The organism is Wolbachia endosymbiont (group A) of Longitarsus flavicornis, from assembly GCF_963931955.1.
Taxonomy (GTDB): Bacteria; Pseudomonadota; Alphaproteobacteria; order Rickettsiales; family Anaplasmataceae; genus Wolbachia.
Genome location: NZ_OZ008337.1, coordinates 1,503,507 through 1,515,819, shown reverse-complemented (window position 1 = coordinate 1,515,819; position 12,313 = coordinate 1,503,507). Strand labels below are relative to the sequence as shown.

Genomic DNA, 12,313 nt, shown 5'->3' with positions numbered 1-12,313 from the left:
ATTTGTTTGAAACTTTGCTGAAATAGCTCTTTATTATGTAATTTTATTTTTAGCGTTGCTTCTTATGTTATGTGATTTTATTTTATATAATATACATTATGTAGGTAGCATAATCTTGCTTTCCATAAACGCAAATTACGATAGGTATTTCTGTATTTTTCGTTAAAGAGGAAGGGGAGGTGCCTCCGTACAATGAGAAAGAAACCTTTTCCAGTGGTTACACCTATATTATACATTTCAACTTTAAAATTGTTAAAGTAGCACTTTAATGATCCCTTCACCCTTTTTTCAATGTATACTTTAAGAAGGTAGCCGCCACGAGTTGCTAAAATACCTATACGGTAAAGATTAGCTCCCTGAATTTTTCTTAGGGTGCAATACACTTCATGGGGTGTTGCTCCTAATACCAGTAGTTTTTCGATCTTTTCTTGACTAGTGTTTTTAATGATAAGGTTAATATGATGATCAACCCTTTCTTTCATACCTTCAATATTGTACAAATGTTTATCGTAAGTTATCCATAGGTTTCTGATGTAGACCATTATTGCCTTAATTTTAGGGTGATCTTGGAACTTTTCAAAAACTTTTCTTATAACATTTTCTCTGATAGGAACTAAGTCCGTAATTTTTGACCTTTTAAAACTGTAAAATTTATCGGTCATTAACTCCATAAAATATTCTGTCGCTTCTTTTTGTGCTTGGTTGGCATAAATTTTCTTTGCTTTATGCGGATTAAAAGGTTCTGAAACATAGGTGCTATGTCCTCTTAATTGAGCAGAGATACCATTTTTAAACTCCTTTACTTCCTTGTTTTTGATAACTTGCAGCAATTCATGAGAAGTAAGATAAGTATCAGTATAAAAAGTTCTAACTGCACTACTGAACTCAACGGATTTTTCTCGCGCTTTTATTCTTCTTCTAGAGTTGATTTGTGCCCTGACATGTTTGCTATTGGTATTAATTACGTGAGAGCTACCACGTATATTGAAGTTATGGGATATACGATAATAAGAAGTCAAGTTTTTTCTTGTATTTTTCTCTTGACTACTCTTTTCGTTCTGATATTCTATTATTGCTCTGTCTTGCATAGGGCGTGTAGAATTTGTTTCGCAGCAGGAGTCTACAAGAAAATTTTTACCGTGTAAAGTGTAAGATTGCGCTTTACGCGGTTTTTTCTGAAATATTGAAATCACAACAACAAAGAAAAATTAATCCCTTCTGTTCTTGCATAGGTTTGTTTCTAATAGGTTGATTATGCTTTTTAAGGCATAAAGGACAGTTCTACTATAAATTAGTTAGTGTGTAAAGTAGAACCTAAGATTTTTTTGACTTTAGTTTTTCGATCTCGTCGATTGGAAGACCGGTGGATTCAGCTATTAAGTCGACAGATATCCCAGCTTTAAGTAGGTTTTCTGCCACTTCAATTTTTCCTTCGATTTTTCCTTCCATTCTACTTTGTTTGAGGCAAGATACATTATCATCCTCGTTTTTCTTAGTCCATTCATACATAGCCTGTTCTTCCTCGGTCCAATTATATCCAACCAACTCATCATAGCTTTACCGATAATTACATCACTTCCCACTATTTTTCTTAGATCCTTTTCACTAGTTTCACTTGCATACTTAAAAAAATAGCACCACTTTTCGACTATGTTTTCTAATTGATCTTCTTTTGTTTTTGGAAATTTCGGTAGCTCTATGAAAGTAAAACTAAAGTCCTTCAGGTCATGTTCGTAAGTAACCTTATCAAGAATAACATGATCGGATTTGTAGTCTGATTTATGAGGAAATAGAATAAAATCAGTGATAGCAATGAAGATAACTTCTTTAAGGTTTTGGTATTGGTCACCTACGCCAGCTTGGCTTGAATAAGCTTTAGAAGCATAGAATTGTACACGTTTTTCAAAACCACTTGTTCTAGCAACTTGCATCTCGCAAATGAATCGAACACCTGTGGAATCTCTACACAATACATCAACAATACTTTCCTTTTTAGCAGCAATTTCAGGGTCTTGAATAGGACTTAGAAAAGCTACATCCTCTATTTTAGCTTCACCAGTGCGACCTAAAATATCATTGAGAAAATGAATGAGAATATCCTTATTTTTCTCAGTGCCAAAGATACGCTTGAACGCGTAATTGTTTTTTGGATCTAGAAATTTTGACAAAGCTATAAGAAATTCACTTCAAAAGCATTAATAGTATACACTATTTTCCGCGATTTTTCAACTTAATATTCTCCCCGTATCAACCAGGTATGATACTGTAACCTTTCCGGTTGATCCACTACGGTTTTTTGCCACATTTATCTCTAAGTCGTTATTAGAATCAGCCTTATAATAATTTTCTCTGTAGAGTAATAACACTAGATCAGCATCTTGTTCAATGCTTCCTGATTCGCGTAGGTCTGCCAATTGTGGTCTTTTATTTTGTCTGTCTTCTACCTTGCGGCTTATTTGTGATAATGCTACAATAGGAACATTAAAGTCTTTTGCTATATTTTTTAAAGTTCTACTGATTTCTGTTACTTCAAGAGTTCTATTTTCGGTTATTCTTGATCCTCTGAGTAGCTGTAAGTAGTCAATATATATGCACTTCATTTTATATTTTCCGCAAATTGATGAGATTTTTTTCTTTAGGATATTTAAATCCATATTTCCTGAATTATCGACAAGAATATTTAAAAAAACTATTTGATTTATCCCTTTATGTAAAAGTTCTGTGTTTTGTTTCTTGATAATATTGTTTATTGTCTCATTTACTTCAATACTGATCATTCTATTGATTAACTGATTTGCTGACATTTCAAGTGAGAAAAAGCAGACATATTCTTGATTTTTCAGCAATTTTGCAGCTTGCAGAGCCATATGTAGTGCTATTGAAGTCTTGCCAATTGAAGTGCGAGCTGCAAGTACAGTTAATTCTCCTTCTTTTAAGCCACCAGTTATGGTGTCAAGCCTGGGTATTCCTGTTGTTACTCCTTCTATTTCATTGTTGTTTGCAAGTAGTTTATTGATGTAGCTTTTATAAGCTTCAAAATAATCAATGATTGGTTTGATGTCTTCATCAACATGTGGCATTTGGTCGACCCTGACCACTCCTTCCTGATCCATTCTCTACCTTGAACCGGAGGCTCCTCAAACTCTAAATCTTGTTTTCGTCGCCTCTCCCCTAATTATATACTATATTATATATAAAATATAATATAGTATATAATTTATAGGGGGGTAACCAAAAAAATGAGTTTTTTTTGAGCTGAGCGAAGCCACCTAAGGTAGAGAATGGATCAGGAAGGAGTGGTGTATAAAAATATATTTAATGTTTACTACAGTAAATCCAATGGTATCTTATCATAAACATCCTTTCTATATCCTACCGAAGCAGGAATTATTTTATGTTCTGCAATGTTTATACGGTACACAACACAACAATCTTTAGTTCTGAAGCTTCTATATCCTTTCAAATTACCACTTAGCGGTTTACCAACCTTGAATGGATTAGCTGCAATTTCATTTTCTATGAGTTTTTTTATTTTTTTTCTTATTTCTGGCGATAAGGGACGAAAATCTCTCTTAAAAATTTTTTCTGGGTAGTCAACCTCATATTTCACAATTTATTTATGCAGATAATAGTGTATCCCAGTCTACATCCCCGCTTTTAACCATCTTTGCATCAGGAGAATCAGTTTCCTTGATGATTTTGGAAAGTGCGATATTTTCAATTTCACACTCGATTCCATCTATGACTAACCTTTTTGCTAGTTTTTCAACGGACTCTTTATTGAATACAGCTAACTGGGTGAGATTGTGAAGAGCTTTTGAGTTAAGAGTTATAACAACTTTTGAATCAGCCATATGTTTTACCAAAGTTCTACTACTGTAACAATTATACAACATTTTTCTGAATTTTCCAATAAGGAAAATGGATCAGGAAGGAGTGGTGTATAAAAATATATACAATCTTTATAGTTTTCTGTATAATTTACTTATGTAACTTGATAAAAAAGGAAGGTAGGATTTACTGAAGAGTATATGTATTAATTATCTTCAAAGCTTCTTCATAAATAGTGTCCCTATGTCCTATTGCAACGATAGTTACTTCATATTTCACAGTGTTTACATGGTATACAATACGATAATCACTAACTCTTAGTCTTCTATGCCCTTTAAAGCTGTGATGTAAGGGTTCACCAAGATTCAATGGATCGACTGTAAGCCGATCATGTATTGCATCTACAACTCTTGACCTTATCGTTTTTGGAAGGTCAGGAATATTTTTCTTAAGGACGTTTTTTAAGAAGACAATAGCGTATTCCAATCTACATCCTCGCTTCTAACTGTCTCTGCACCGTCAACGTCGTACTCATTAGCAACCACAGATAGTAAAAAGTCCTCCATTTCACGATCTATTGCTTCTCTAAATAGTTTTCCTGCTAACTCTTGAACGGGCTGTTTAGTAAATTCAGATAATTTAGCAAGGTGCTTTGAAGTTTCTGAATCAAGAGCTATGTTAATGCCTAGATCTGCCATATGTCTTACCAAATTCTAATACTGTAACAATTGTACAGCATTGTTTTTAATTTTTCAATAAGGAAAATGGATAAGGAAGGAGTGGTGTATAAAAATATATTAATGTTTATAGAATGTTTTAATTTCCGTAAATGTATTCTCTATGCTCTATTGCAGTAATTATTACTATACGTTCTGATTTAATTACTCGATAGATCAAGCGGTAATCACCTGTTCGTATTCTACGGTGTCCTTTGAATTCACCAAGCAAGGGATCCCCTGCCTTCTCAGGAGAAAGTGTAAGGCGCTCTTTTACAATTTCTTTTATCCTTGACCATATTGTCTTAGGAAGGTTTGAAATATCTTTATGAACTACATTTTCCTCATAACAGATTAAGTAATTATCACCAGTTGATGTCTTCATGCCTAATGAATTTTGCATTTCGAGTGTCGCGTTGAACAGCGAGTTTGGCTATCGCCATATCTTCTTCATTTTCAATTGCTTCTTGTATAAACTGCTCTGCTAGCTCTTGAACTGATTGGTTTTTTACTTTAGCTAGACGAGCAAGATCTTTTAAAACTTTTTCACTAATGTTAACGCCTGAATTTGCCATACATTTTACCAAATTCTACTACTGTAACAATTTTACAACATTTTTCTGAATTTTTCAATAAAGAAAGTTGATGATGTGTAAAAAGAATTTTGTGCACCTGTGTTAATAAGCTATTAATAATTTGGCATATACTAGAACTGGCTTTTGCTGATGTTAGGGAGAAATGACACAAAAGTTAATACTAAGCATAGTATTGCAGGATATCATTAAGAATAAAGATGTTATGCCAGCTAGCGGGTACTGGATGTATTTTTATGATAAAAGAAGTCCAACTACTTTACGCCACGCCTACTATAAAAACCAAGAGGGAAATACCGTACCAGCACCAAATCCGCTGCAGCTTGATGAAAATGGTGCCTTGCCTCATAAGTTGTATTATTTTGTTGATGTTGATGATCCTGAAGATCGTTACACCGTAGAACTGAAGTGCCGTTACGGTAATGCTGTAGCTCCAGAACTCATCTTTCAGGATTTGCCATATTTTCAAGAGCAGCAGAGAGCTGATCCGGTTACTGCAGTGCTTTCTGATAACTTATTTATTGATGGTCAGTTCAATATTGGTCTGCAAATTGATGATAGAGGGCAGGGGGCTGGTTATGTTTTGCCTAACTTTTCGCAACTGCCAATTGCTGGGCTTTCATGGCAGTTTTTAAGACCTTATGCCGACTCACAGGATAGAACTGATGTAGATAGGATTTTCATCAAAGAAATCAATAGACTTCTTTCAAAATTCATGTATGGAGCTCAAAATTGTGAATTGCAGCAATCAAATTAAACCTTAAACCAAAACGTTTTCGTCGGTTTCTATACCTGTCCGAGATGATTTTAAACCTTTTCAATAAGCCAATTACGTTTTCAACAATTGCCCTTTGGCTCATAAGTGCCCTGTTCTCTTTTTTTTGTTCTTTGCTTAACGGATTCTTTTTCATTTTCCTGTGCGGTAATACAACATTTTTGTGTATCTTCTGCATTCCCCTGTAGCCGGCATCAGCTAAGATTTTGGTGTCCGGTAATATTGCTACCTTTGATTCTCTAAACATCCGAAAATCGTGTTTTCTACCATTCGAGAAAGATGTGCATATGACTTTTTTACTCTTCTTCTCTGTTACTATTTGTGTTTTTATAGTATGCCTTTTTTTCTTTCCAGAGTAGAAGGGCTTTTGCTTTTTTTTGGTCTCTCTACTGGCGTTTCAGTTCCGTCTATTACTAAAACTTCATATTCTACATCACTCTTTAATAGCTCTTTTTTTCCTGGTAATGCAAAATCTGGATGTTTTATTAATATGTCTTCTACCTATCTTATTATTTTAAAACTGTTACTTTCACTCATGCCATAGCTTTGCCCAATATGAAAATATGTACGATATTCTCTTATATATTCCAGTGCCATAAGTAGCCTGTCTTCTATGCAAAGTTTACTTTTTCTTCCACTTCTAGCTTTTTTTCTTTTATCCTCCACTTCTAGAATTTCTACCATTCGCTCAAATGTTGCTTTTTTTACCCCTGTTAAACGTCGAAACTTTTCTCCTTCTAACTTTTCTATTTCCTTATATTTCATGCTTTCAAATACTTCATCTTACACTCCCTCTAACAATTTTGAAAGAAGTCTAATGTCAACACTATTGTCAAGTTTACTGGCCTTTCTATTAGTGAGATTGAAGAATTAAGTGAAAATCTGTGAACGGTATCGTCTCTCACACCGCTTAGCTGAACGGACAATGGCGTCAACTTAAGAGCCTCCATTAGCAAACTCTCCTAAAGACATGATGGCGTTTGGGCTTATCTACCTTATCGCGGCTGTCCTGGTCGGATTTTAACTTTAGCGCGTATACTTGCTCTATCAAAAAGGGCTTGAAAGTTTTTTGGCGAACAATTTCCAATAAGTACCTGATAGAGTTTCTGCCTCATTACACCAAATAAAACTGAAAAATTTAAACGATACTCAGCAATTTGATCTGGATTCCAAGGCCCTTGTGCATCACACATATGAAGCGACAATAGACTTCTTTCAAAATTGTTAGAGGGAGTGTAAGATGAAGTATTTGAAAGCATGAAATATAAGGAAATAGAAAAGTTAGAAGGAGAAAAGTTTCGACGTTTAACAGGGGTAAAAAAAGCAACATTTGAGCGAATGGTAGAAATTCTAGAAGTGGAGGATAAAAGAAAAAAAGCTAGAAGTGGAAGAAAAAGTAAACTTTGCATAGAAGACAGGCTACTTATGGCACTGGAATATATAAGAGAATATCGTACATATTTTCATATTGGGCAAAGCTATGGCATGAGTGAAAGTAACAGTTTTAAAATAATAAGATAGGTAGAAGACATATTAATAAAACATCCAGATTTTGCATTACCAGGAAAAAAAGAGCTATTAAAGAGTGATGTAGAATATGAAGTTTTAGTAATAGACGGAACTGAAACGCCAGTAGAGAGACCAAAAAAAAGCAAAAGCCCTTCTACTCTGGAAAGAAAAAAAGGCATACTATAAAAACACAAATAGTAACAGAGAAGAAGAGTAAAAAAGTCATATGCACATCTTTCTCGAATGGTAGAAAACACGATTTTCGGATGTTTAGAGAATCAAAGGTAGCAATATTACCGGACACCAAAATCTTAGCTGATGCCGGCTACAGGGGAATGCAGAAGATACACAAAAATGTTGTATTACCGCACAGGAAAATGAAAAAGAATCCGTTAAGCAAAGAACAAAAAAAAGAGAACAGGGCACTTATGAGCCAAAGGGCAATTGTTGAAAACGTAATTGGCTTATTGAAAAGGTTTAAAATCATCTCGGACAGGTATAGAAACCGACGAAAACGTTTTGGTTTAAGGTTTAATTTGATTGCTGCAATTCACAATTTTGAGCTCCATACATGAATTTTGAAAGAAGTCTAATGAACTACATATTGTACTTGAGTCTTCATTTTACCGCCTGGTTTTTCCACATTTAAAGAGAGTTGGTCGCAGAAGTACGCGAGTAATTAGAACTAAAGAAGGAGGTTTTGTTAATGGTTTTTCAATATCAGGGCACGTCACAGGTACAGGAGCTGGGGATAGTTCTCTTGATTTTGATGAAGGTCGGAAATACGGTGGTTGCATTATCCTTGATGATTTACACGATGCTAGTTGCGCTTATAGTCGGGTATCGCTCATCAGTGCCTGTCAAAAGTTTGAACAATGCATAACTTCAAGGCGTAATACTGCTGATACGCCGTTTTTAGTGATTGGTCAAAGAATCAGTGTTTATGACATATTTGGTTATTTAGAGAAAAAATCAGAGCGACAGTTTGAGAAGATCATAATACCTGCAGTACTTGAAGATGGCACGAGTATTGATGAAAACAGACTGCCAATGCAGGAACTTAGGATCAAGGAAAAAGCAGAGCCTTATGTTTATCAGTCGCAATATATGCAGGATCCACCAGAGCCAAAATGGCGAATATTTAATGAGAAATATTTTAAGAAGATTGATTTTGCTTATAAAAGAATTGGTGAAAAAGATCTGGTAGCATTTATAGATCTAAATAGCGGTTCAATAAAAACACTAGATAGAACAGCGGTGGGAGTATTTCAGCCGTTTTTTATGAAGAGTGACTTTTCATATGAACCAAAACGGTGCGGAGTATGGGTAGACTTACTGGCAGCAAAGCTCGATCCTGCTACGGTTGAACATGATATTCATGAGTTTTTGAGAAAATACGAACAGAGATTACATGCCATAGTAGTGGAGGAACATGGTATAGGGTTTAAAGTTATAGCAGATTTACGAACGCTACTGCCAAATACATTGATTTTAGGCTCAAGAAGAACTAGATCAAAGATGGAAGTGTTTCAATCTTGTAGTCAGTTTGTAGAGCAAGGTCACATCTTTCTTGAGAAAGCGGAACAAAATTTTCATTATTTAATATTTGATGAATTTGAAAAAATACATACTGAAACTGAATTTACCGATGATATAGCTGATGTCTTAAGTGAATTTATCATCTGGTTTCCTGAAAAAAACCGTCTAGGAATAGCTTGTCCTGAAGATATGTATAATCCTGCAGTATTGAAGAATGACGCTGTAAACAGCGTTTCTGTTCGAGCAAAAGCCCCTTTTTCTTGTTTGAATGTGTGTGATTAGTACTGATAAGACTTTTTGTATTTGATTTTTTACATAAAATATGTAATACTTGAGTTAAGTACTTATGGAGATAATTATATGTTTAGTTTAACAGAAGGACGACAGTATTTTTATACGCTGTTATTTTATGATGAAGTTATGAATTTTATTCAAAGTTTTCATAGTAAAATAAAAAGCAAGCAATTTACACAAGATGAACTTAATAAAGTTAAGTGTTTTATCGAAGATTTTACCAGTGATTTTGCCAAAGCTTTTGATAATGAAGCGAAATACGGCGAACCACTTACGCGAGATGAAGTTAAGGGTATCAGTATTAGCTATAGTTGGCATTGCTGTAGCTGCTGCGCTAGCAGTTGGAATCATTGCTGGCGTTATTACATATGCAATATTAGAACCTAGTAATAAACTAGATGAACCAGACTCAAACAAAGTAGCGAGTGTTGCTCAGGCAGTATTATGTGAATAACTTGGTTGATAACCCAGTGGAATACATAGTTTACGCGTTATGAGTACTTTGGAGATCTATAATAAATATGATCTCCAAATACTAATATATATATAATTGAGAGCAAAAAAACTGTGGATAACTCTGAAAAAGACCAAAAAAGACATCAAAAAGAGTATGATTGGATTAGAATATTCGTAGAAAAACTTACCTAATTGATAAAGATCTTAATATTTTTAAAAAAAAGACAAATAAAGGGTTGCATTGGAGCTAAAGGTTAAAAATTTAAGTGCTGTTAAAGTGATACTTTTAAAGTATTACTTTAATATTTTCTAAAGTACTATGGGGGTTCAATGAGTTGCTGTCTGAAAGAAGCAAAAATGGTGTTATCTTCTGCTGAGAGATGGTGTTTCTTGTATTTTCCATAATATACATTATGTAATTTTCGATACTAAGATCTGTTATAGCTCTCAGTATGATGTGAGTGATTCTCTTTTAATAATTACTTTTTAAATAGTTTGTTGGTTCATCAATTTCTTTAGGATTGATATCTACAATTATTTTTCCATTTTTTAACAGAATAATCCGATCTGATATTTTCGTTAAAAAATCCAAATTGTGAGAAGCGATAATCATAGTAATACCCATATCTCTAACTGATTGTAGTAGTTCCACAATGTCGACTATTGTTGCTACATCTAAACCAGACGTTGGCTCATCGCATAATAGAATCTTTGGATTCATCATTAAACTTCTGGCAAGCGCAACCCGCTGTTTTTGCCCACCGGATAGATTACTAGGGTAATCATTTTTTTTAGAGGCAATACCCAAAGACTCAAGTAGTGAATAACTTTGATCCTGAGTTTTATTTTTAAGCTTGGGAGCGTATGTAAGATTTTCCCAGACAGTCATATGTGGGAAAAGTTGAAAATCCTGAAATACAAATCCAGTACTATCATCGCATTCAATGCTACCAGAATCTAAAACTTCGAGTTTTTGTATACAACGTAACAATGTTGATTTACCACTACCAGAAGGACCAGCAAGACCAACTATAGATTGTTCTATAATCAGGTTAATATTATTAAGTACTGGAATATTATTAAATAATTTACAAATATTATGCATTTTTATCATATATACCTTTCTGTTCAATCTTTTTGCCTATATATTCAATTAGTAATACAAGAGCGTAATAATAAGCCCCAGCAAGACAAAGTGGTATAAAATAAGTAAATTGTTCTGCTGCAAGCATTTGCGCAGAGCGCATAATATCAACACCACCAATAGTAGAGATTAATGCCGTTTCTTTAAGGAGTGCAATGATCTCATTTATCATTGCAGGAAGAATATTTTTAATAACTTGTGGTAATATAATATCTCTCCACATATAGAAACTAGGTATTTGTAAAGTTTTAGCTGCTTCAAACTGGTTTTTTGATATAGTTTCAATACCAGCTCGTAAAATCTCAGCAATATAAGCACAGCTATTTAGACCAAATGCTATAATGCCAGCACTAAATATGTTTAATTTAATTCCTGCAATGGTTGGAGTCATAAAATAAACAATACTTAACTGTAATATAAGGGGGGTGCCACGTATTACAGATATAATTCCATTAATTAATGGAATACAGATCTTATTATATCTGAGTACTGACAATAATCCCCCTAGACTCACACCTAAAAGCAGTCCTCCAATCAATAATTTTAAAGTAAAGGCAAGGCCTGTTCCAACAAACAAGAAATTAGAAATTAATTCTTGCATCAGTTATCTCCTAGCCATTTTTCTGCTATCTTTTGTATTACACCTTTACTTTCTAAACTTTTTAACGCCTCGTTTATTTTATCCTTTAAATCAGATCCTTTATTCACAGCAATAGAATAACCATTATCTGACTTAGCGATGGCTGACCATGATAGACCAGGATTTTTTTTGCTAAATACTTTACCTTGGAATTCATCAATTAGGACGCCATCAACATGACCAGACTTCAATGCTTCTACAGCTTGATTATTATTGTCCACAGCAATAACTTGAGCTGTAGGAACATGCTCTTTTAGCCAAATTTCCATGACAGTTCCTAGTTGAACGGCTATCTTCTCGTGAGTTAAATTGTTTATACCAGCTATGGGTTTATTTTTGTGATATAGAATACCAAATTCCCCTGTATAATAACTATTTGAAAAATCAAAATTTTTTTCACGCTCTGCTGTACTACCAATAGTAGATATAGCAGCATCTACAGAATTACTTTGTAATGCTGCAAATATAGTACTAAACTGCATATCTTTAAACATTGCTTCTTTACCTAACTCTTTTGCTACTAATTGAGCAAGCTCAATGTCAAAGCCAGTAAATTTACCATTTTCATAATATTCAAAAGGTGGATAATCTGCAGAAATTGCAAATCTAATGATATTATCGTGTTTATCTTCCTTGCATCCTGTTAATAGAATACTTATCACTATAATAGCATTTAAAATATATTTTTTCATATTACTAATTTATATTCATATTTTATTCATCTTATGAGTATAGACATTAAAAATTGAATGGTCAAGGAATAATGAATATAATTTCAAATATACTTATTACATATTCAATATGAGGAAAATGCAT

15 protein-coding genes and 3 pseudogenes are annotated in these 12,313 nt (G+C 33.8%); 4 read left to right on the top strand and 14 right to left on the bottom strand.

Annotated elements, in window-relative coordinates:
• Nucleotides 1-77: 77 nt before the first annotated feature.
• The 9 genes from AABM58_RS07295 to AABM58_RS07255 all read right to left on the bottom strand — a co-directional run bounded on the left by AABM58_RS07295 (nucleotide 78) and on the right by AABM58_RS07255 (nucleotide 5,122).
• Nucleotides 78-1,193, bottom strand: a complete 1,116-nt coding sequence (locus AABM58_RS07295) for a hypothetical protein (protein ID WP_338406803.1) — start codon at nucleotides 1,191-1,193, stop codon at nucleotides 78-80.
• 183 nt (nucleotides 1,194-1,376) lie between these two features.
• On the bottom strand, nucleotides 1,377-2,168 hold the full coding sequence (locus tag AABM58_RS07290) for an Rpn family recombination-promoting nuclease/putative transposase (RefSeq protein WP_338406802.1): 792 nt from the start codon (nucleotides 2,166-2,168) through the stop codon (nucleotides 1,377-1,379).
• A 57-nt stretch (nucleotides 2,169-2,225) separates the two neighbouring features.
• Nucleotides 2,226-3,113, bottom strand: coding sequence for a replicative DNA helicase (locus AABM58_RS07285; RefSeq protein WP_338406801.1), 888 nt, complete (start codon nucleotides 3,111-3,113; stop codon nucleotides 2,226-2,228).
• A gap of 212 nt (nucleotides 3,114-3,325) precedes the next feature.
• Entirely contained in the window at nucleotides 3,326-3,610 is a 285-nt protein-coding gene (locus AABM58_RS07280) for a type II toxin-antitoxin system RelE family toxin (RefSeq protein WP_338406800.1), read from the bottom strand.
• Nucleotides 3,611-3,617: 7 nt separating this feature from the next.
• A complete protein-coding gene (locus tag AABM58_RS07275; protein WP_253301976.1) occupies nucleotides 3,618-3,854 on the bottom strand; it encodes a hypothetical protein in 237 nt (78 codons plus the stop codon).
• Between the two features lie 163 nt (nucleotides 3,855-4,017).
• The gene (locus AABM58_RS07270) at nucleotides 4,018-4,317 is read right to left on the bottom strand and encodes a type II toxin-antitoxin system RelE family toxin (protein ID WP_338406799.1); all 300 of its coding nucleotides are present in this window, start codon (nucleotides 4,315-4,317) and stop codon (nucleotides 4,018-4,020) included.
• Nucleotides 4,293-4,529, bottom strand: a complete 237-nt coding sequence (locus AABM58_RS07265; RefSeq protein ID WP_338406798.1) for a hypothetical protein — start codon at nucleotides 4,527-4,529, stop codon at nucleotides 4,293-4,295. The genes AABM58_RS07270 and AABM58_RS07265 overlap by 25 nt, the downstream gene beginning before the upstream one ends.
• Before the next feature lie 118 nt (nucleotides 4,530-4,647).
• Nucleotides 4,648-4,932, bottom strand: coding sequence for a type II toxin-antitoxin system RelE family toxin (locus tag AABM58_RS07260; RefSeq protein WP_338406797.1), 285 nt, complete (start codon nucleotides 4,930-4,932; stop codon nucleotides 4,648-4,650).
• Nucleotides 4,913-5,122, bottom strand: a complete 210-nt coding sequence (locus AABM58_RS07255) for a DUF6290 family protein (RefSeq protein WP_250296703.1) — start codon at nucleotides 5,120-5,122, stop codon at nucleotides 4,913-4,915. Before AABM58_RS07255 ends, AABM58_RS07260 begins: the two co-directional genes overlap by 20 nt.
• Nucleotides 5,123-5,285: 163 nt before the next feature.
• Here AABM58_RS07255 and AABM58_RS07250 point away from each other — a divergent pair, with 163 nt between their 5' ends.
• Complete coding sequence (locus AABM58_RS07250; RefSeq protein WP_338406796.1) at nucleotides 5,286-5,897, top strand: hypothetical protein; 612 nt, start codon at nucleotides 5,286-5,288, stop codon at nucleotides 5,895-5,897.
• On the opposite strand, the pseudogene AABM58_RS07245 reads toward AABM58_RS07250, so the two are convergent.
• Both AABM58_RS07245 and AABM58_RS07240 read right to left on the bottom strand, forming a co-directional pair.
• A pseudogene (locus tag AABM58_RS07245) lies at nucleotides 5,854-6,680 on the bottom strand (IS5 family transposase). The gene AABM58_RS07250 and the pseudogene AABM58_RS07245 overlap by 44 nt on opposite strands.
• Nucleotides 6,681-6,864: 184 nt before the next feature.
• Nucleotides 6,865-7,126 (bottom strand): annotated as a pseudogene (locus tag AABM58_RS07240) (IS4-like element ISWosp8 family transposase); the annotation flags it as partial.
• A gap of 46 nt (nucleotides 7,127-7,172) precedes the next feature.
• Between AABM58_RS07240 and AABM58_RS07235 the strand changes: the two are divergent.
• From AABM58_RS07235 to AABM58_RS07225, 3 genes and pseudogenes are all read left to right on the top strand, one after another.
• A pseudogene (locus tag AABM58_RS07235) lies at nucleotides 7,173-7,999 on the top strand (IS5 family transposase).
• Between the two features lie 343 nt (nucleotides 8,000-8,342).
• Nucleotides 8,343-9,245 (top strand): hypothetical protein, encoded by a 903-nt coding sequence (locus tag AABM58_RS07230; RefSeq protein WP_338406795.1) that lies wholly within the window; start codon nucleotides 8,343-8,345, stop codon nucleotides 9,243-9,245.
• A gap of 193 nt (nucleotides 9,246-9,438) precedes the next feature.
• Nucleotides 9,439-9,711, top strand: coding sequence for a hypothetical protein (locus AABM58_RS07225; RefSeq protein WP_338406794.1), 273 nt, complete (start codon nucleotides 9,439-9,441; stop codon nucleotides 9,709-9,711).
• 474 nt (nucleotides 9,712-10,185) lie between these two features.
• Here the strand turns inward: AABM58_RS07225 and AABM58_RS07220 are convergent, their stop codons facing one another.
• The 3 genes from AABM58_RS07220 to AABM58_RS07210 are packed head-to-tail and all read right to left on the bottom strand — an operon-like array spanning nucleotide 10,186 to nucleotide 12,189.
• Nucleotides 10,186-10,827, bottom strand: a complete 642-nt coding sequence (locus AABM58_RS07220; RefSeq protein WP_338406793.1) for an amino acid ABC transporter ATP-binding protein — start codon at nucleotides 10,825-10,827, stop codon at nucleotides 10,186-10,188.
• Nucleotides 10,811-11,458, bottom strand: a complete 648-nt coding sequence (locus AABM58_RS07215; RefSeq protein ID WP_338406792.1) for an amino acid ABC transporter permease — start codon at nucleotides 11,456-11,458, stop codon at nucleotides 10,811-10,813. Before AABM58_RS07215 ends, AABM58_RS07220 begins: the two co-directional genes overlap by 17 nt.
• Complete coding sequence (locus tag AABM58_RS07210; RefSeq protein ID WP_338406791.1) at nucleotides 11,458-12,189, bottom strand: substrate-binding periplasmic protein; 732 nt, start codon at nucleotides 12,187-12,189, stop codon at nucleotides 11,458-11,460. Before AABM58_RS07210 ends, AABM58_RS07215 begins: the two co-directional genes overlap by 1 nt.
• Nucleotides 12,190-12,313: the final 124 nt, after the last annotated feature.

What these genes read in the sequence shown, in the direction of transcription:
- AABM58_RS07215 (WP_338406792.1), bottom strand. Translation starts at nt 11,458, where the DNA reads ATGCAAGAATTAATTTCTAATTTCTTGTTTGTTGGAACAGGCCTTGCC.
- AABM58_RS07260 (WP_338406797.1), bottom strand. Translation starts at nt 4,932, where the DNA reads ATGAAGACATCAACTGGTGATAATTACTTAATCTGTTATGAGGAAAAT.
- AABM58_RS07225 (WP_338406794.1), top strand. Translation starts at nt 9,439, where the DNA reads ATGAACTTAATAAAGTTAAGTGTTTTATCGAAGATTTTACCAGTGATT.
- AABM58_RS07285 (WP_338406801.1), bottom strand. Translation starts at nt 3,113, where the DNA reads ATGGATCAGGAAGGAGTGGTCAGGGTCGACCAAATGCCACATGTTGAT.
- AABM58_RS07250 (WP_338406796.1), top strand. Translation starts at nt 5,286, where the DNA reads ATGACACAAAAGTTAATACTAAGCATAGTATTGCAGGATATCATTAAG.
- AABM58_RS07255 (WP_250296703.1), bottom strand. Translation starts at nt 5,122, where the DNA reads ATGGCAAATTCAGGCGTTAACATTAGTGAAAAAGTTTTAAAAGATCTT.
- AABM58_RS07275 (WP_253301976.1), bottom strand. Translation starts at nt 3,854, where the DNA reads ATGGCTGATTCAAAAGTTGTTATAACTCTTAACTCAAAAGCTCTTCAC.
- AABM58_RS07210 (WP_338406791.1), bottom strand. Translation starts at nt 12,189, where the DNA reads ATGAAAAAATATATTTTAAATGCTATTATAGTGATAAGTATTCTATTA.
- AABM58_RS07220 (WP_338406793.1), bottom strand. Translation starts at nt 10,827, where the DNA reads ATGATAAAAATGCATAATATTTGTAAATTATTTAATAATATTCCAGTA.
- AABM58_RS07265 (WP_338406798.1), bottom strand. Translation starts at nt 4,529, where the DNA reads ATGGCAGATCTAGGCATTAACATAGCTCTTGATTCAGAAACTTCAAAG.